Origin of the sequence: Virgibacillus tibetensis, from assembly GCF_036026595.1 — a bacterium.
In the GTDB taxonomy this organism is placed as follows: Bacteria; Bacillota; Bacilli; order Bacillales; family Amphibacillaceae; genus Virgibacillus_P; species Virgibacillus_P tibetensis.
Map to the genome: position 1 here is coordinate 1 of NZ_JARZFX010000021.1, position 17,791 is coordinate 17,791.

Annotated in this window: 23 protein-coding genes; 20 read left to right on the forward strand and 3 right to left on the reverse strand. The window is 33.8% G+C overall.

All coding sequences use genetic code 11. The features are described 5' to 3' along the window. Window positions 1–1,348: 1,348 nt before the first annotated feature. The 15 genes from QGM71_RS20340 (at window position 1,349) to QGM71_RS20405 (ending at window position 11,914) form a co-directional block, all read left to right on the forward strand. Window positions 1,349–1,969 (forward strand): NAD(P)-dependent oxidoreductase, encoded by a 621-nt coding sequence (locus tag QGM71_RS20340; protein WP_327609383.1) that lies wholly within the window; start codon window positions 1,349–1,351, stop codon window positions 1,967–1,969. Between the two features lie 144 nt (window positions 1,970–2,113). Beyond that, entirely contained in the window at window positions 2,114–2,479 is a 366-nt protein-coding gene (locus QGM71_RS20345) for a hypothetical protein (protein ID WP_327609384.1), read from the forward strand. A gap of 101 nt (window positions 2,480–2,580) precedes the next feature. Beyond that, window positions 2,581–2,868, forward strand: a complete 288-nt coding sequence (locus QGM71_RS21910; RefSeq protein WP_407703065.1) for a TIGR04104 family putative zinc finger protein — start codon at window positions 2,581–2,583, stop codon at window positions 2,866–2,868. An 86-nt stretch (window positions 2,869–2,954) separates the two neighbouring features. Beyond that, the gene (locus QGM71_RS20350) at window positions 2,955–3,194 is read left to right on the forward strand and encodes a hypothetical protein (RefSeq protein ID WP_327609385.1); all 240 of its coding nucleotides are present in this window, start codon (window positions 2,955–2,957) and stop codon (window positions 3,192–3,194) included. A 533-nt stretch (window positions 3,195–3,727) separates the two neighbouring features. Further along, the gene (locus QGM71_RS20355; protein WP_327609386.1) at window positions 3,728–4,579 is read left to right on the forward strand and encodes an MBL fold metallo-hydrolase; all 852 of its coding nucleotides are present in this window, start codon (window positions 3,728–3,730) and stop codon (window positions 4,577–4,579) included. 207 nt (window positions 4,580–4,786) lie between these two features. Further along, entirely contained in the window at window positions 4,787–5,230 is a 444-nt protein-coding gene (locus QGM71_RS20360) for a VOC family protein (RefSeq protein ID WP_327609387.1), read from the forward strand. A gap of 226 nt (window positions 5,231–5,456) precedes the next feature. Beyond that, complete coding sequence (locus QGM71_RS20365; RefSeq protein WP_327609388.1) at window positions 5,457–5,810, forward strand: NUDIX hydrolase; 354 nt, start codon at window positions 5,457–5,459, stop codon at window positions 5,808–5,810. Between the two features lie 191 nt (window positions 5,811–6,001). Beyond that, window positions 6,002–6,463 carry an NUDIX domain-containing protein gene (locus QGM71_RS20370; protein ID WP_327609426.1) on the forward strand — a complete coding sequence of 154 codons (462 nt, stop codon included), beginning with the start codon at window positions 6,002–6,004 and terminating at the stop codon, window positions 6,461–6,463. A gap of 177 nt (window positions 6,464–6,640) precedes the next feature. After that, the gene (locus tag QGM71_RS20375; RefSeq protein WP_327609389.1) at window positions 6,641–7,345 is read left to right on the forward strand and encodes a DUF5694 domain-containing protein; all 705 of its coding nucleotides are present in this window, start codon (window positions 6,641–6,643) and stop codon (window positions 7,343–7,345) included. A 392-nt stretch (window positions 7,346–7,737) separates the two neighbouring features. Beyond that, window positions 7,738–8,673: an NADP-dependent oxidoreductase gene (locus QGM71_RS20380; RefSeq protein ID WP_327609390.1), complete on the forward strand. Its 936-nt coding sequence runs from the start codon at window positions 7,738–7,740 to the stop codon at window positions 8,671–8,673. A 59-nt stretch (window positions 8,674–8,732) separates the two neighbouring features. Then, complete coding sequence (locus QGM71_RS20385; RefSeq protein WP_327609391.1) at window positions 8,733–9,095, forward strand: alpha/beta fold hydrolase; 363 nt, start codon at window positions 8,733–8,735, stop codon at window positions 9,093–9,095. Between the two features lie 146 nt (window positions 9,096–9,241). Beyond that, window positions 9,242–9,604 carry a hypothetical protein gene (locus QGM71_RS20390; RefSeq protein WP_327609392.1) on the forward strand — a complete coding sequence of 121 codons (363 nt, stop codon included), beginning with the start codon at window positions 9,242–9,244 and terminating at the stop codon, window positions 9,602–9,604. 176 nt (window positions 9,605–9,780) lie between these two features. Further along, window positions 9,781–10,122: a VOC family protein gene (locus QGM71_RS20395; RefSeq protein ID WP_327609393.1), complete on the forward strand. Its 342-nt coding sequence runs from the start codon at window positions 9,781–9,783 to the stop codon at window positions 10,120–10,122. A gap of 97 nt (window positions 10,123–10,219) precedes the next feature. Further along, the gene (locus QGM71_RS20400) at window positions 10,220–10,600 is read left to right on the forward strand and encodes a VOC family protein (RefSeq protein WP_327609394.1); all 381 of its coding nucleotides are present in this window, start codon (window positions 10,220–10,222) and stop codon (window positions 10,598–10,600) included. A 267-nt stretch (window positions 10,601–10,867) separates the two neighbouring features. Beyond that, window positions 10,868–11,914, forward strand: a complete 1,047-nt coding sequence (locus QGM71_RS20405) for a serine hydrolase domain-containing protein (protein WP_327609395.1) — start codon at window positions 10,868–10,870, stop codon at window positions 11,912–11,914. Between the two features lie 456 nt (window positions 11,915–12,370). Here the strand turns inward: QGM71_RS20405 and QGM71_RS20410 are convergent, their stop codons facing one another. Then, window positions 12,371–12,697 (reverse strand): type II toxin-antitoxin system PemK/MazF family toxin, encoded by a 327-nt coding sequence (locus tag QGM71_RS20410; protein WP_327609427.1) that lies wholly within the window; start codon window positions 12,695–12,697, stop codon window positions 12,371–12,373. After that, the gene (locus tag QGM71_RS20415) at window positions 12,697–12,969 is read right to left on the reverse strand and encodes an AbrB/MazE/SpoVT family DNA-binding domain-containing protein (RefSeq protein WP_407703067.1); all 273 of its coding nucleotides are present in this window, start codon (window positions 12,967–12,969) and stop codon (window positions 12,697–12,699) included. Before QGM71_RS20415 ends, QGM71_RS20410 begins: the two co-directional genes overlap by 1 nt. 203 nt (window positions 12,970–13,172) lie before the next feature. On the opposite strand from QGM71_RS20415, the gene QGM71_RS20420 reads away from it, so the two are divergent. Continuing rightward, window positions 13,173–14,585, forward strand: coding sequence for a PQQ-dependent sugar dehydrogenase (locus QGM71_RS20420; RefSeq protein WP_327609397.1), 1,413 nt, complete (start codon window positions 13,173–13,175; stop codon window positions 14,583–14,585). Window positions 14,586–14,632: 47 nt separating this feature from the next. Here the strand turns inward: QGM71_RS20420 and QGM71_RS20425 are convergent, their stop codons facing one another. Continuing rightward, entirely contained in the window at window positions 14,633–15,193 is a 561-nt protein-coding gene (locus tag QGM71_RS20425) for a hypothetical protein (protein ID WP_327609398.1), read from the reverse strand. A 105-nt stretch (window positions 15,194–15,298) separates the two neighbouring features. Between QGM71_RS20425 and QGM71_RS20430 the strand changes: the two genes are divergently transcribed. The 4 genes from QGM71_RS20430 (at window position 15,299) to QGM71_RS20445 (ending at window position 17,717) form a co-directional block, all read left to right on the forward strand. Continuing rightward, a complete protein-coding gene (locus QGM71_RS20430) occupies window positions 15,299–15,598 on the forward strand; it encodes an Lrp/AsnC family transcriptional regulator (protein ID WP_327609399.1) in 300 nt (99 codons plus the stop codon). A gap of 561 nt (window positions 15,599–16,159) precedes the next feature. After that, entirely contained in the window at window positions 16,160–16,603 is a 444-nt protein-coding gene (locus QGM71_RS20435) for a DUF6884 domain-containing protein (RefSeq protein WP_327609400.1), read from the forward strand. A 14-nt stretch (window positions 16,604–16,617) separates the two neighbouring features. Then, window positions 16,618–16,995 (forward strand): hypothetical protein, encoded by a 378-nt coding sequence (locus QGM71_RS20440; protein WP_327609401.1) that lies wholly within the window; start codon window positions 16,618–16,620, stop codon window positions 16,993–16,995. Window positions 16,996–17,228: 233 nt separating this feature from the next. After that, window positions 17,229–17,717, forward strand: coding sequence for a GNAT family N-acetyltransferase (locus QGM71_RS20445; RefSeq protein ID WP_407703066.1), 489 nt, complete (start codon window positions 17,229–17,231; stop codon window positions 17,715–17,717). Window positions 17,718–17,791 lie beyond the last annotated feature (74 nt).

The window sequence follows — 17,791 nt, forward strand, 5'->3', positions numbered from 1 at the left end:
TTGCGAACGGTTTAGTATTTTAGAATCCCATTGCTTCAGCTGTGGGAGTGTCAACACTTAAACCTTCTTGTGACAAAAGATAGAAAAACATAGTTTCGCGAATCAAAAATGTTATTAGTTGTTATATACTTTTGATTGATTTTCGATAAGATCAGTCTTCTGTATTAGGACCAGATTGTGGAGGATCTAGTTTAGCATTAATAGTGGTGAACCCAAACCAAGAATACCAAGTTGTCTATAAAAACTTGGTATTTTTGGCTGCTAAATTTATTGGGAATGGAACTATATCTCTTCGTTTGTTTCAATAAGATGTATCATAGGTCAAAACTCCGCATTTTTGTGGGTAAAGAAAAACTTAAGGATACTTATCTACATGGTAGAGTGATTTAAATAGTTTTTACCAGTAATCCTTCTTCTTTGTAATTCTCCAAATTTTCAACATCACTCCATGATTGTTCATTTTCTCGTAAACTTCTTTTCTTCTGGCTTGTACTTTCATGTGTAGAATACTCGCAAAAAGCAAGGGGGTTTTTGTCCTCTCTTTTTCAAATAAATACATAGTAATTCCCTTTCTATTATCGTCGCGTCTCCTCTCCGAAAAAATCGAAATGACAAAAACTCGATGAAGGAACCAAAACTCTCAGCGCGATAGACGCACTTTTAAAAGGGGATGTGGAAAAAGGATCTCGTTGCGGTGACTGCGATTACCAAAGCGCAGAAGCCCCCGTCGGACAACTGACTATCTTTGAATTCCTGGAAACGGAGCCTGAACCGGAAGGAAACAGAACAATCGAAAATGAACTATCAAAAGAAGTCATAGATGCCCTGCAGGAATTGACGAGCGCACTCCAGACCGTGTTCGGAAGATAAACAAAAAACCCATAAAGTGGTTAAGTAGTTCCGTTTCGATGGAGAAAAATTAAAATAACATACCAAATAGGAGACCAATTCGCATAGTGATTCGGTCTCTTTTAAATGCTGTTATATCAATATTTATGTGAAATTAACATATGAAATCCCATTGGAAATAGCATAGTAAATAGTTGATTGACAATAGCTGTTGTCAATTAAAATTTTAGTATGTTAATTAGGGTTCTAATTGGATTGTTATTTGGTGTGTAAATTTAGAAAGAATAAAAAGGCAGAAAAATTGTTCAAAAGATAGCTCGCTAACCTAAGCGAGTCATTTTTTTAAAGGGAAATGGAAATTTTATGTTAATGTTAAATATAGAGATTGTGATGAATTGTACTTCAACTAACTGGGGGTTAGTTGAAGAGTGCTGTTAAAGACGAAATAATAGCATTTATAGGTATAATATTTGTATTCGTAAAAAGGAGGATTTTACTTTTGAATATTTTAATTTTAGGTGCAACTGGACGAGTTGGAAGTCAAATAGTAACTTATGCCCTTCATGATAGACATCATGTTACTGTATTAGTTCGCACTCCAGAGAAGATTCAAATAAATAGTGAAAATTTAACCATTATTCAAGGGAATGTTTTAAATAAAAATGATATAGTACGTGCAATGTATGGGATTGATGTAGTTATTAGTGCATTAAATACTGATGGCACAACCACTCTATCAGAAAGTATGCCACTAATTATCAAAGCAATGGAAAACGAAGGTATACAACGAATTATCACGATAGGAACTGCAGGAATCTTACAAAGTAGAACTACGCCAACCGTACTCCGTTATCAGTCAAGTGAATCAAAAAGTAAATCAACCCGTGCAGCAGAAGAACATCATAAAGTTTACGATATGCTGAAACAATCAACACTCGATTGGACGATTGTATGTCCTACATATTTGCCAGATGGAGAAAGAGAAGGTCAATATCGAATTGAACGTAATTTTTTGCCGGAAGGTGGTATGAAAATATCAGTTCCTGATACAGCCGAATTTACTTATCGTCAGATAGAAAGTAGCGATTATGTCCAATCACGTGTAGGAATCGCCTACTAATAATATTCTCTTACATTATTACTTGCTGTCACAAGGTAAAATTTATTGTTTGTGAAAAATTGTACTTAAACGCACTGTTTACTTGAAGAAAGGTATTGGATTTTTTGGTACATTAAGAGGGCGAGGGAGGAATTTATTATATTTTTGTTATCAGCAATTGATAGAATAAACATAGGAGATATGATTTTCCAACTAATTTTTTTCATAGTAATTATTGCGGTTATTACTCTTTTATCAAGTAAAGGACAACGAAAAAGAGAATATAAACAAGATAAAGAAATAAAAGGATTAAAAATTATAAGAATCATTTTAAGTGTAATAACTTTATTGTTGGCAGGTTATGGATTTTTAGCTGATAATTTTTTTTTACAACCACTTATGATTTTTTTCTTGGGGTTGCTTATATTAGTAATGGGATTAGATGAATTCAATAAGGGAAAAAAAGGATTTGGATATCTGTGTATAGCTATTGCTATATTTATCTCAATTCAATCATTTTTCTTGAATTAAATGGTGGCCATCCTTAAAGGAGAAGCACCCTTTTTGTCGAATTTAATATATAGGCTTAGAAGACTTGGCTAAAAAATGGAACTTAATTAAAGGGGGGTATTTTGCAAAAATGTGACAAATGCAATATGCAATTTAGATGGAGGGAAATCTATAAATCTTTTGCTTGGACATACAAACCGATTGAGTGTCAAAAATGTGGTGCGGAACATAGAATAACCATCTCTGGACGGTTCACATTTGTATTTTTGACTATTGTACCGATGTTAATTTTCACTAACTTCCTTTCACCTTTCAAAAATTTCCTTGTGACTCTTATCATAGGTTTAACCCTACTCATAATTGGTTCTTTGTTAACTCCATTTTTTGTGAAGTACAGGGAGAAATTATGAAAATATACACTTAAAGTAAATGGTGCGATTGCTTAACAAGAATAGTCACTTCTTGCGTTAAAGGATAGTATTTGGGGGAGAAGACTTTGGAAGATAAAAAACAATCAAAACTAGAAAAGTGGAGAGCAAAATATGCTTCGCTAGTTGTTGCTTTGGGATCTTTATATTCTTTGATAGTTACTTGGGGAGAAGGCTGGTTTTTTACAACAAGAATGATAATAGGTGTCCTCATATGTAGCACCTTTGCAGCTTTTAATTTGAAAGATAGCATATCAAAGCAGCGTGAATTAAAGAACACGATGGAACTAATGACTACCAAAAATTAATTGAACTAACTGGTGCGATTGTTCAATAGAGACAATTGCTTCTTGTGCTAATGAAACAGTAGAGTTCAATAACATTTATAGTAGAATTACCTATATTAAAGGGGTTTACGGTGGAGGGGATAACCTTGATAGGATTTTTTGAAAGGTTTAAAGAAATCCAGAAACTTCAATGGGAGTTATTTATAGATTATTGGTATGTTTATATTGTGGCTATTTTACTTGGATTAGGGATAGTTATAGTTTGGGTTATGAAAAAATGAATGGAATTTTATGTTAAATTTTATTAGAGACAATAGGGAAATTGTGAGCGATTACACTTAAACGAAGCAGTTTAGCAACAGAAGAGAATAAACAGTATGCTCAAATTTTTTATTTTTTATAATTTCCGTCAAGTGGAGTTACTATTTAATAAATACGAAGGAGGTTTCATCCAATGGTAAAAGTAAATTAAAGAGGAAATCTATTAATGTTTAAATACATGTAGGTTTTCTAAAAATTTAATTAAAAAATTATTATGTTGAAGGAGAAAACTCATGTTGCAAAAAATCACAGCAAATACTTATTATCTAATAAATGATGATGAAAAAGAAAGACCAACTTTAGGAGTAATTTCTGGGGGAAATGCAAGTTTAGTCGTTGATGCAGGTAATTCATCGTTACACGCTCAGGAACTGATTAGTGAAGTTAAACGACTACGGTTACCTCCAATAAAATATGTTGTTGTTACTCACGCACACTGGGACCATTTTCTGGGGGTGAATGAGTATGAAGCACATTTTATTGTTAGTAAGAAAACTAATGAAAAACTTCAATTTTGGAAAAGCTGCTCCTTTTCAGACGAAGGTTTAAAAGAAATAGACCGTGAAATGAATGTAGGCTCAACCTTTTCAGAAATTATAAAAACTGAATTGAATGACAGAGATACTTTCCAATTAAAAGATGCTGATATAATCTTTGATAATCAATTAACTCTTGATTTGGGAGATATGCTTTGTACAATTGATGAGATGGATAGCACACATACAGAAGATGCTACAGTTGTATATAATCCTAAGGAAAAAGTAGTTTTCTTTGGGGACGCAACATACGGTAAAACAACAGAATCTTTATTCCACTACAGCCATAATAAAATCGACTCAATGATTCAGAATGCTAAAAAATATCAAGTTAATTGGTCTGTTCTAGGTCATGAATCAGTTTGTGACAGGGATGAGATGGATTTATATTGGAGTGAGTTAACATCTTCTTCGAGAGCAGTTCATACAAGTTCCTTAAAGGGTTCTATAGATACTTTCCGATTAAATGAAGGAAGGGAGCCAACTGATAATGAAATGTTTTTTATTAAAGCATTCATTAACGATATAATTATTGAATTAAAGTCATGATAAGCTATTAGCTTATCATAGAAAAGAGCATTTCTGTTAAGGGATGCTTTTTCAATTTATTGAACTACAGGAGGCAATACTTCCATTATGGTATTGTCTTTTCTTATGGCTATCGGAGCAATTTAATGACATTTTGTTTTAGTAAAGGATTTTTAGATAATATTGGAGAATTAAATATAGAAGAATTTTATAAGGAGGACTAAATATATGAATAGATTAAATTTAATAACTCTTGGTACAAAGGATATTGTAAAATCACATATTTTTTTTAAGAAACTCGGTTTTGACACCTCAATACGGGGAACAGAATCAAATCCTTTTATTATTTTCTTTAAAAATGAAGGGACAAGAATTGCCTTATATCCACTTGAAGAACTTGCTAAAGATATTGATAATGAAAGCCCACCTGCAATTTCAAGTGGATTTTCAGGTATAACTTTAGCTTATAATGCAAAATCAATGGGAGAAGTAGATGAAGTTTTAAAAAGAGCAAAATTAGCTGGAGCCGAAATTATTAAAGAGCCTAAAAAGAATGATTGGGGAGGATATGGTGGTTATTTCACCGACCTTGATGGCTATTATTGGGAAGTTGCATTTGGAGAAGATTGGGAATTTAATGAATCAAATATGTTGATTATTAATGACCAATAGTTTTAATAAATGTATACGTATTGTGAAATTTTTCACTTAAAGTAACGGGTGCATCTTTAAAAAATAAAGGATAGCACCATTTCGCTATAGTAGCAGGTTAGGTGAATAAGACTAATTCACAATATATTGTTTCGAGAATTGTCATAATATTGTTAATAAGTAATCAGTCTAATCAAAATACCGTAGGGTAAAGTTAAACTCAACTTAAATTGGAAAGGTGGTTTCTATGAAAAAATGGTTTGGTTCCGCAGCGGTTTGCTTCAATGAAAATAAGGAAGTTCTTATGGTTAGAAGTAATGATTCTGAGGGCTGGGGGGTCCCTTCAGGTGAAATTGAAAAAGGCGAGACACCTGAAGAATGTTGTATAAGAGAAGTGAAAGAAGAAACAGGATATGACGTTAAAATTATTGAAAATTTGTTTGTTAAAGAGACTGTAATAAAGGGGATAAATGTAAAGACCTATTACTTTAAAGTAGAGAAGATAGGAGAAAGTGAAGGAATAAATGACCCAGATAAAGATTTAGATAATTTTATACATATCTACCCAGAAGATTTAGAAACAATTCAAAGGTGTAGTTGATTAGCTTATTCAATTATAGGGTGCTTATCTTGAAATGATAGCACGATTTCGCTATATGGCAGGATTATTCAATAAGGATTCGGCTTTTAAATTAAAGAATAGGTTATTTAAGTCATAACAAGGGGGTTTGAATTTTTGAAACTTAGACAAATGGCAGTTGCTTTCCTTTTTAATGAGGAACAAGAAGTTTTATTTCTTCAAAAAAACAAAAAGACACTTTCCTCGCAGGGCTTTTAGTTCCAATAGGTGGTCATATAGAAGGCGATGAAATAAATGAACCTAAAGAAGCGTGTTTCAGAGAGATTGAAGAAGAAACTGGTTTAAAGAAAGATTGCATAGAAAATCTTACACTTAGATATATTGTACTTAGGATAAAGGACAATCAAGAAATTCGAATACAATATGTTTTCATTGGAAGTGTGATTAAAAATTCTACTTTAATTGAGAGTGATGAAGGGTCGCTACCTTGGATTGGTTACAAAGGTATTCTGAACTATAATGTATCAGCTACTACCAAAGAAATAGTTAAACATTACGACCAAGTTGGCAAGTATAACGAAAAAGTATATGTAGGTTCAATGAAATCTTTAAAAGGAAACCCTGAAATCACTTGGGGACTTTTGGAGGATTGGGAGTTAGCGATTTTCAACTAACGAAGCAGTTTAGTTTAATAAGCCTCAAGACCTATTTGAGAATATTCCCCAGGTCCATTACTAGAAATTTCCTTGTACGGTAAGATGATAATGTCTAATACTTGGTGTCTGTTTAGGTAAATGGATTAGGAAGTGAGTATGAAAAAAAGTCAGTCACTAATTAGAGGGGGGAAATCATTGAAACCAAAAAAAGCAAAAGTTCTTGTACTGGGAACATTTCACATGTCTGAACATGAGGGTTTATATTCTGAAAAAAGACAAGCTGAAATTGAGGAATTAGTATCTAAGATAGCGGAATTTAAACCAACAAAGATTGCAGTCGAAATGGAACCAGAAGAAAGTGAATTTATTAATGTAAAATATAATCAATTCAAATTGGGTACATACGAATTAGGAATGAATGAAATATTCCAAGTAGGCTTTCGGTTAGGTTTAAAGCTGGAGCATGAACAGATTTATCCGTCTGATTGGATGGGCGATGCAGATATGGGTTATGAGGAAGTTGAGAGTTGGGCAAAGAAAAATCAACCAGAACTTTTAAATGAAATATACAAGGGGCTAGAGGTCCCTGTATTATCTGAAGACAAAAGTGTAATAGACTACTACAAAGAATTAAATACTCCCTCCATAGTTAACATGTTGCATAAAATTCATGTGAATATTGCACGCATTGGTGAATTTAATAATTATGTTGGTATGAACTGGTTAAGCTGGTGGTATAAAAGGAATCTAATAATGTTTAGTAATTTAACCCGTCTTATTGATTCTGAAGAAGAAAGAATATTATTCATTGTAGGTGTGGGGCACTCTTCTATTGTTACAAAGTTTATTGAAGAAAGTGAATTTTGTGAGGTCGTCCAACCTCTTAGTTATCTGTCCTAAAAATAGAATTTTTTAGACGGATATACCAAAATTGGGCTCGATTGTTTAAAAACGTCAATTAAACAAACGGGTGCATTAGCTTAACAAGCCAAATCAAAAAATCGGTTCCTATCGTGTTAGGAACCGATTTTCTATGTTGTAATCTGCTTATCGTTGTGTAAATCCGCATTTTCCTGACGCTACCCTATGGTGATTTGATCCATAATCTACCACCTTCTAAGCAATTTATTTTGATTTCAAGTTATTAGAAGCTAAGATATATTGTGTATCAAATAATGGAAGTGGAAATATTATGTTAGATTTTTATCAAGCTCTGGAGAGAAGGAATGACTTCTTAGGAAGAAACTAATACTAAAGCTTGCAAATATATTTCGTAAAAGGGAGTGTTATTCATGCGTGCAGTTGTCATCAATGAATATGGTAGTAAAAATGTGTTGGTGGAGCAGGAGCTACCGAAACCAGAAATAAAAGCAAACCAAGTACTTGTTGAGGTTTATGCAACTTCCATTAATCCGATTGATTGGAAGCTTCGTGCGGGATACTTAAAGCAGATGCTTGATTGGACATTCCCAATTATCCTTGGCTGGGATGTTGCTGGTAAGATCGTTGAAGTTGGAAGTGAAGTGACGTATTTTCAGGTCGGGGATGAAGTTTTTGCACGACCGGATACTACCGCTGAAGGTACTTATGCGGAATTTACGACTGTGGATGAGGAATTGCTTGCGAAAAAGCCTAGCAACCTGACATTTGAAGAAGCTGCCTCTATTCCATTAGCAGGTTTAACCGCTTGGCAGTGTTTAGTGGATAATACAAAAGTCGAGCAAGGAGATAAAGTACTCATCCATGCTGGTGCTGGTGGTGTAGGAAGTTTGGCCATTCAAATGGCAAAACATTTGGGTGCCTATGTGGCTACAACAGCGAGTGAAAAAAATGAAGCATATGTAAAAGAGCTAGGTGCAGATGAATTCATTAATTACCGCATACAACAATTTGAAGAAGAATTAAGTGATTATGATGTGGTCATTGATACAATGGGCGGCGACATTTTAAATAAAAGCTTCCAAATATTAAAGCCTGGTGGCAGACTAGTAACTATTGCCGGACAACCCGATCCAGCATTAACAGAAAAGCATCAAGTAACAGCAAGCTCCTATTGGTTAACGCCAAATGGTAAACAGCTAGGTGAAATAGGCGAATTACTTGAGAAAAGAATACTTAAGCCTCAAGTGGGTAGTGTATTTGATTTTTCAGCAGAAGCGTTACAAAAAGCACATGAATTAAGTGAGACACATCATGCCAAAGGGAAAATTGTAATAAAAGTTAAATAATCGGTGTAAAGTCCAAAAAATACCCAATAATGACTAACAATCATTATCGGGTATTTTTTATGGCGAGAAAACACCAAGCAGGTAGAGAATGGACAGAAATGTCATTGTATAAACCAGATAAATTTGATGAATACTTTTCTATGCCAAGTAGTGGAAAAATTGTTCGAAATCGTTTAGATTATTATTCATATATCGAACTTCCAACATTTGATATTAGAGAAGCCAATGCAAGAATTAGGATTCCTACAATAGTTTTTTGTGGAAGGTACGACTCACAATGCCCTATTGTATATTCAGAAGAAATTCATCAACTTGTTCCAAACTCAAAATTCTATGTTTTTGAAGAAAGCAATCATACCCCTTACTTAGAAGGAAATGAAAAATTCAATGAGATGGTTAAGGATTATATTAATTTAGTCTGATTTCTTATTCCACTATAGGGTGATTTCCTTGAATAAGGAATTACATCCTTGTTCCACTAACGTAGCAGTTTAGTGAAAGAAGAATTTGTTGAGAATGAAACTCTTATAAAATTTTATCGTCTATTTAAAATAAAAGGGGGATAATTATGAAATTTTATTTATTATGTCTAGTTGCATTTTTTGTAGTATTGACTGGTTGTTCTTCGAATTCAGAAGAAAATAACAATCGAAATAATTCTAAAGAAGAAGGTTCATATGCAGCTATATTAAATATAAATGGGGAAGAGTATTACTCCGTTGGTGATAAAAATCAAGGGGAATATACAGTAAGTGAGGAATTCGGGAGAGTTGAAACAAGAGTGCCTCCAGAGGTTCTTCCAAAGGAAAATTTGGTATCAAATTACTTAGATGAAGGAACACTTATTTTTTCTGTTGAAGAGGATAGTAAGATTTTTTTATCTGAAACGAAAGAAGATGGGGTTTACGAAATTTTCTATAAAAGTAAATAAAAATGTAATTGTTTTATTCAAGTAACGGGTGCGATCTTCTTAGAAGGAGAAGCACCTTTTTTGTTGAATTTACTAAATAGGGGCAGGTTTGTAAATAAAGTGAAAGAAAATAAAGGGTATTATTATTCAAATATAGAATGTTACTAAAGAATAATTAAAAGGGAGTGCCAGTTTATATGTTTGAAAGAATAGACACCATATGTTTAACAGTTAGTAATGTGGAACAATCAAGCATCTGGTATCAAGAATTAGGCTTTAAAGTAACTTTTAAGGGTGAAGGATATCGAGTTTTAAGTGTTGGAACCAGTGGAGTTCCATTAACTATTGAAGAGGGACGTATATCTTCCAAAGAGAATCACACTTACCCAATTTTGTTCACAAAAGATATTAAGAATACATATCTAAAGCTAAAAGAAAAAGGTATAAAAGGAACCGAATTACAAGATGATGGTGATAATTACTTTTTTGATTTTTACGACTTAGACAATAATAAATTGCAAGTATGCTTTTGGGAGTAGATGAAGGCACAAACACCTTTTATTCGTCACTTCATCTTTAGTGTAAACAATCGTTCACAATCAGAACATTGTTTAATAAAAAGGAGGAATTAATAAAGTGGAAAAAATATTACCTATTAAAAACCAAATGAATGGCGTGTTTGTTCATGTAATCAGCTTGAAAGAGTCAGCAAAATGGTACTCCGATTTATTAGGGCTTGATATTGATTTAGATCAAGTAGCTTCACCTGTCTATAACATTCCCTTAGTAGGGACAACTTCGCTTACTTTAGATGATCACACCTTTGATCCCGAATTTAACCATAATGTAAGTACCAACCCAATTTTTAATTTATATGCTCCAAAAATTGAAGAAGCATATAAGTATGTAAAAGGGAAAGGTATTGAAATTGTGAGAGAAATAGAACGGGTGGGCGATACTGCCTGGTTTAACATAAAAGACCCAGATGGTAATGTGGTTATGATTTGTAATTGCTAAATAAATGATAGTTTTCCTGTAAAATTAATTTTTATTATATTTTTTCTTTGTTCAGTCTTGGTCTCCCGCTATTTTAAATCTTAATAGTTTTTAACTATTTGGTGCGATCTTCTAAGAAGGAATAGCACCTTTTTTGTTGATTATATCAATAGGGGCAGTTTAGTGAAAGAGTCTAGATTAATTTTTGTTTAGCAATCGGGCCATTTAATGGACCAATGGTATCAGTCAAAATCGTTATTATAATGATTACATGGGGGAGGTAAGCATATGGAAATTCAAAAACAAAAAGTCCGAAAAATTTTCAGAAACCTTACAAAAAAAAAGCAAATACATGAATCTGTTCTTCTCGTAGAAAACTCCAATGGAGATGTTTCATACAGCTTTGGGTACGGGGGGAAGAATATAGATACGCCATTCTTTATTGCAAGTATCACAAAGCTGTTCACAACCACTTGTATTTATATATTGAGAGAGCAGGGAAAACTGTCACTGGATGATGAAATAACAAGATATTTAAAAACAGACACTTTAAAGAACCTTCACGTTTACAAAGGCCTAGAGTATTCTAATAGACTTACAATCTCGAACTTATTGTTTCATACAAGTGGATTGAGGGATGTGATTGAGGAGGGTAGCAATAAGTCGAAAAAACGTGCTATCCTTAATAAGGATGTGCAAATTGATTTTAATGAAACCATATTAAAGACGAAGGAAATAAAACCACACTTTGCACCAGATATGGGAAAAAGAGCTCATTACGCAAATATAAACTTTGAAATCCTCGGAAAAATAATTGAAATAGTTACTAATTCATCATTGGAAGATGTGTATAGACAATTAATTTTTGGACCTTTAGAACTCAAAAATACTTATCTTCCGAAAGATGAGGATGATTTTATCCCGTATGTTTATTATAAGGACACTGCCTTATACCGTCCAAAATTACTTAGGAGCGTTCGCGCAAGTGGTGGTTGTGTTTCTACGGCTCGTGAATTAATGGTATTTATTAAGGCTTTCTTTAAAGGAAAGCTATTTAATAATACTGTTTTTCATGAACTAAAAGTAAACAATAGGTTGCAGGCTTCTATGCTTCCAATTCATTACGGTTCTGGATATATGAGAGTTCCACTAAATGGTCTTGCAACACTTTTTATGGGAAAAGGTGAGCTAATTGGTCATTCTGGTTCAACAGGTTCCTTTGCATTTTACTATCCCGAAAAGGACATGTTTTTTATTGGAGATGTCAATCAAATGGAAAACCCCGCGACTCCTGTACGGCTGGTGATGCGACTTGCCATGTATATGAAATCATGAATATTAAAGTATCTTCCAATAACGGGCGCGTTAGTTGAAAAAGACAATGTAAAAAAACATACGAGGTTGGGACATAACTAAATGGGAAGAATGAGAATCCGAACAATCGGAACTTAGCGAAGTATTTTGCCGAAGCGGTACATTTGCTTAGGAGTTAATGTTCGGATTTTCCTGGATAATTCCTCTTTTGTCCCAGCCTCGTTTTTGGTTGCTGTTTATACTGTTATTTAGGGTGTGTTAATTATAGTGATTTCTAGTGTAATAATTACAAAGTGATTGGGTTTTTATTGTCACGGAAAAGGGTGACGCGACATGACGCGACAAACTCACACCAAAAGTTTGCCAACGCGACTGCTGTACCAAACACGAACATATTAAAAACACTACCGACTGTGAATCGATTATAAACAGCATGCGCACGTATTCAAGCACGGAGTGCGCAATGCTGTATGCGGGTCATCCTAAGAACGTTGAAATTAATTCCACGCATTCCTCGACCGTTGCGACAGGTGCTTGATCCACTATTTTTAAACCTCTGGAACGCCAATCCAAACTTCTTAATTGATCCGTCAGAATAACACCATTTACTTGTAAACCGTCCGGAATTTTAACTTCAAAAGGATAGCCTTTTTCTTTGGATGTGATGGGACAAACCACCACAAAGGCGGCTTGATTGAACAGTTTAGGAGACAGAACCAAAGCCGGTCGATACCCTGCCTGTTCATGCCCTGATTGAGGCGTGAAATTTAGAAAAACCAAATCTCCCTTATCCGGAACCCCCATTACCAAAGCTCATCTCCTTCGGGTTTTCCCCAATCGATTTCGCCATGGCGATTTTCTGGCGTTATCTTTGCCATCAATTCTTCTAATGTCGGTTTTTTCTTTGCTGGTACAATTTTAAGTTCTTGATTTTCAATCCTAAGCTCCACATCGGAACCTTGTGTTATTTTTATTTCGTCTGCTATATTGGAAGGTATTCTAACGGCAAGGCTGTTTCCCCACTTTTGAATTTTTGTAGTCACTCTAACCTCTCCTTTATTATCCTTTGTCATTATTATACCACCTTTCAGAAGGAGTGTATACACACAGTATATACACTTGTGCGCAATTAAATACCAACACCCTCATTAGTTTGAGTAACCTTTTTACGGAAAATACAACCATTGCCTGATTAGGTTCCCCACCATAAATTGGTACTTATAGAACAGTTCAAATCATATTCTTATAAAAGAAATCAATATGTAGGGGGTTAAGTTAGTTGGAAAAAGTTAAAGTGAGATTACGACCCATTGTAAGTAAATTAAATTTATCCACTGTTTTAAAAACAACTATACTTCCAGGGGACTCAATTGAAAGTTTATTTATTGCTACTCAGGTAGGCGAAATCTTTTATATAGGAAACGGATTGGTTAGAACTTTTTTAGATATTCGCCCCCAAATCCTAAAACTGGGTATTTCTGATGGGGGATATGATGAACGGGGATTGCTAGGACTAGCGTTTCACCCCCAGTTTTATTATAATGGTTTGTTTTATCTTCATTATTCAGCAGCTGGAACACAAGGTCCAGGTGCTCTTCCTGAACATTTTAAGCCTAACCCATGTGATCCCAGAACCTTAAACCTTAAGTGGATAAATAGAGAAACTCAATATGATCATATTGATACCGTTGAAGAATGGATTTTACAATCGAATGGTCAACCTCAAAAACGACGGACATTACTTAACTTAAGAAGACCATTTTTTAACCATAATGGTGTCAATAGCTTAAACTTTTCACCTGAAACAGGAAAACTTGTTTTAACAACCGGAGATGGTGGATCAGGATATGATCCATTTAACTTAAGCCAGGACGATTTAGAAATTGCTGGTAAAATAATTGAAATCGATGTAAGCAAGAAAACTTACATAAATAATCCACCCATTGTCACAAGGTTTAATGAAATTCCTATACCTATTCAGGAAACGCTTACAGTAATGGCCAAAGGGGTTCGCAATATACCAGGCATTTCCTTTCAAAGGTTTTATAATCAGTATATGATATATGCGGGAAATGTCGGACAGGATTTGGTCGAGTCGATTTTTTCATTCGTCCATTATAAGCCCATGCCGGTTACTCAGCTTATTCAAGCTTCCTTAATGAATTCTGAACCTGACAAAGAAGGTTTTATTAACTTTGGATGGAGAGGTTGGGAAGGTGCTTTTCCTACTCCGACTATGAGCAACTGCACTAATAATCCGAATTTGGATGAGAAAACTATTGCTTATTACAGTGAAGCGGTAGCACTTTCAGGGAGTCGTCTTCAGCCTTTAACTAGTTATTTTCATCAAGATACCAGACCCGATAAGTTTGCAGGAACTGCACTTACTGGAGTCCAGCCATATATGGGGAACAGAATCCCTGGTTTAACAGGAAGCGTTGTGTTTACTGATTTTGCCCGGAAAGAATCTCAATCTCAGGTTAGAGGGGCTTTAGCATTCACCAGCGTGAGACCAGATGGTAAACAAAATGATTTTAGTGTGATTCAAACCGATTATGATTTTGGGTCTCAATCAGCCTATTATGTTAGTTTGGGAACGAATATGAATCAAACCAGATTATATTTAGGGGTTTATGGCTCTATGAAAGTGACTGATTTTAATCAAGGCACTGTTTTTGAAATAGTTCCATGAACGATTAAAATGGGTAGTTCCTTAGACTGGAGTGATTTGTACCATCACTAAATGATAATCATTTTTAATTTTTTGAAAATGATTAAAGCAATTTCAACCCATAACCAGCTATAAAGGAAAGCAAATAAAAAAATACTTCCAGTTGTAAGAAACGAAAAGGAATCTGAGACGGCTGGACCTAAAACTGGAAAGCGAAAAATAAATAGAAGACTCATAACTCCTAACATTAAAAGAATTGTGCCAGTAACAATAAGACTTAATCTCTTTCTAAAAATATGAAAAGATGCCCCTATGCCAAGTCCTAATAATCCTGTTGTAAAAGGAAATACAATTAATTCAGTTGGTTGTATTATGAATAACAATATAATTGTAAGAAAATAGGACTTTACTCCAAATGGAATAGAAAACATAGAACCTAACAGAATGGGGGCAGTGGCAAGCGCACTAAAAAAATATCCGATACCTGGTAAAAAGCCTCCTGCAGCCTGGAGAATAGCAGCAATACCGGCAAAAATAGATACTAAAATGAGCTTCATCGTTTTTTTGTGTTTATTGAATAGTATTTGAGATAAACGAATCTCATCAGAAATAGATTTTAAAAAATACACCTTTCCACCTCATTCTAAATGATTGATACGTTACCATACATTATATTTACAACTTATTAGAATTGGAACTTATTATAATTAGTTCAAACATCAATATCCTATTTAATGAAAAATAAGCTAGGTGAAAAAGTCCATTTGACTGGACCAGCTGTTTCAGCTAGAGTAGCGAAATTAGAGGATCAAGGAGTAATTGAGGGTTATTCAATTAAAGTTAACGGAGTCAAATTGGGGTGTTATATACATACTTTTATTGCAATTATTAACCAAGGCACTTCTCATCAGCCTTATTTGTCGTTCATAAAAACACAAGAACAACAAATAATCTATAACTTTAAAGTTAGTGGAGAAGATTGTTACCTTCTTGAATGCAAATTTCCTTCTAATGAAATATTAACTAGTTTTTAGGTGGCCTTAAACGAACATGCAAACTATAAATTATCGATTGTTGTTGATAATAGTAGTTTAATACAATCGAGAGCATGAGATGTACTTAAGGTAATGGTTTTCCTTTAATAAGGAATTACACCCTTGTTCAACTTCAGTTGCAGAGTACCTTCCTATCTGCAAGATGGTGCTTTATTTAAAAAAGAAAACTAAAAATGATAAAATACGAGAGGACGATTAGCTTATTGCGTAGTTAATTGTCCTTTTTCTTGTGCAAAATCCGTATAAAATTGACCTGATTCCTTTTATAACAATAAAAAAAAAGCCAAGCTAATTGCTTCTCGAAAAGTAATTTTATTTATGTTTTTCTTTTCTTCAACTAAAACCCGTTAGTTTTTTAACTGGAGTCATTTTTATTAACATAAATTTCTTTTACGGTTCCTGTAAATGTCCTTTGTTATACGATAAACAAGACTTTATTCAAATAAAGAAAGGATTTTACAATATAATGTCGAAATTGTTACTAATGTGTTGACCTATTTTGTTGAAAGTTTCTTTAATATAGAGAGGTAGATGTAATGTATGAAGAAAATTGCTTTATTAAGTTGTACAAAGAGTAAGCAAACATACCCCTGTGAAGCAAGGGAAATGTATGACACATCCAATCTCTTTAAGAAAGCTAGAGCTTATGTTGAAATGACAGAATATGATGACTGGTTTATTCTCTCTGCGAAATATGGACTGCTTAATAAAGAGACATTAATTGAGCCTTATGATATTACATTGCTAACAATGAATGCTAAGGAACGAAAAGTATGGTCGGAAAATGTATATTCACAGTTAAAAGGAATGAAGGATTGTCAATTTGATTTTTATGCTGGTGCAAGGTACAGAGAATTTCTTATTCCATTACTAAAAAAAGATGGAATCGTTAGCCAGGTACCCTTACAAGGATTACAAATAGGCAAACAACTTCAATTTTATTCAAATGCTTTACACGATAGAAATCGGAAGAACGCTAATTGAAAGGATGTAATATGATGGAGGCAACACTTGTTACTTCATTGGATGAAGTAGTCGACAATGTTAAGCAGTTTAACCAAGATCTACAAGATGGCTTAGATGTTATTACTCAATTATCAATGTTTAAGCATTGGTATTACATTCCGAACATCGATATGTTTGGACCAAGTAAGTATATAGGATATAAAAATATGAATACGTTAAAATATGATCGTGGAAAGGCTAAGACTGGTGTGGATACGGAGAAAGTTCTTAAAAGATGGTTTAAGGATCTTTCAAATGGATCTGATGTGGAAAAGGAATTTAAGATTCAATTGATTGAGCTGTTAGAGACATATGATATGAGATTAAGAAGCAATGCTTGTATTCATTTGCCTAAGCAATTTACTGTATAAGGGTTGAGAAAACAGATAATAAATTGGATATAACTGATTACACCCATAAGAATGATAAAAAGTGCACTAATAAATGACAGACTGTTTACCACCTCATACCTTGTGGCTTGTTATACATATTTGATTGATCTTCAGTAAGATCACTCTCTGCAAACGGGCCATTTTTGTGGGAATTTTTATTTCCAGATCCCGTAAACATTGAAGGGATATTATAAAAGGGGGGGGGAATTTATTTGACACTTACTCTTAAGGAATCTAATAAAATGGACATCCATATTTTAAGAAATCTATATTCACTATACCTCCATGACCTTTCAAAGTTCACTAAAAAGCTAGATTTAGGGATAGACGGTTCTTTTCATTTCGATGATTTAGATTTGTTCTGGAATGTAGAAGGATTTTCCCCTTATTTCATAAAGCATGAGGATGACATAATTGGCTTTTTACTACTGTTAGAACGTCCGTTTTTAAATAAAGAAAGTGATTTTGGAGTGAATGATATTTTTATAATCAATAAATTCAGAGGAAAAGGATTTGGCAAGCAAGTCTTAGTAAAGTTATTTAATGAAAAACCTGGGAAGTATTTTGTGATTGAGCTTTTGGAGAATAAACCCGCGGTTTTATTTTGGGAGAAGGCATATAAACAATTAAATATTGAATTCGATGAAAGAAAAGAACTAATAGATGATGAACCATGCCTTGTCCAAACATTTACGATATAAAACGTTCATTATGAATCTTTTGCCGCAATAGGGCGCTTATCTGTAATACAGAAACGTCTGTTTAACCTTTTAGC

Coding starts and splice junctions, on each gene's coding strand:
- QGM71_RS20405 (WP_327609395.1), top strand. CDS start 10,868: ATGGAAATTCAAAAACAAAAAGTCCGAAAAATTTTCAGAAACCTTACA.
- QGM71_RS20435 (WP_327609400.1), top strand. CDS start 16,160: ATGAAGAAAATTGCTTTATTAAGTTGTACAAAGAGTAAGCAAACATAC.
- QGM71_RS20395 (WP_327609393.1), top strand. CDS start 9,781: ATGTTTGAAAGAATAGACACCATATGTTTAACAGTTAGTAATGTGGAA.
- QGM71_RS20355 (WP_327609386.1), top strand. CDS start 3,728: ATGTTGCAAAAAATCACAGCAAATACTTATTATCTAATAAATGATGAT.
- QGM71_RS20440 (WP_327609401.1), top strand. CDS start 16,618: ATGGAGGCAACACTTGTTACTTCATTGGATGAAGTAGTCGACAATGTT.
- QGM71_RS20385 (WP_327609391.1), top strand. CDS start 8,733: ATGGCGAGAAAACACCAAGCAGGTAGAGAATGGACAGAAATGTCATTG.
- QGM71_RS20390 (WP_327609392.1), top strand. CDS start 9,242: ATGAAATTTTATTTATTATGTCTAGTTGCATTTTTTGTAGTATTGACT.
- QGM71_RS20380 (WP_327609390.1), top strand. CDS start 7,738: ATGCGTGCAGTTGTCATCAATGAATATGGTAGTAAAAATGTGTTGGTG.
- QGM71_RS20430 (WP_327609399.1), top strand. CDS start 15,299: ATGAAAAATAAGCTAGGTGAAAAAGTCCATTTGACTGGACCAGCTGTT.
- QGM71_RS20365 (WP_327609388.1), top strand. CDS start 5,457: ATGAAAAAATGGTTTGGTTCCGCAGCGGTTTGCTTCAATGAAAATAAG.
- QGM71_RS20410 (WP_327609427.1), bottom strand. CDS start 12,697: ATGGGGGTTCCGGATAAGGGAGATTTGGTTTTTCTAAATTTCACGCCT.
- QGM71_RS20360 (WP_327609387.1), top strand. CDS start 4,787: ATGAATAGATTAAATTTAATAACTCTTGGTACAAAGGATATTGTAAAA.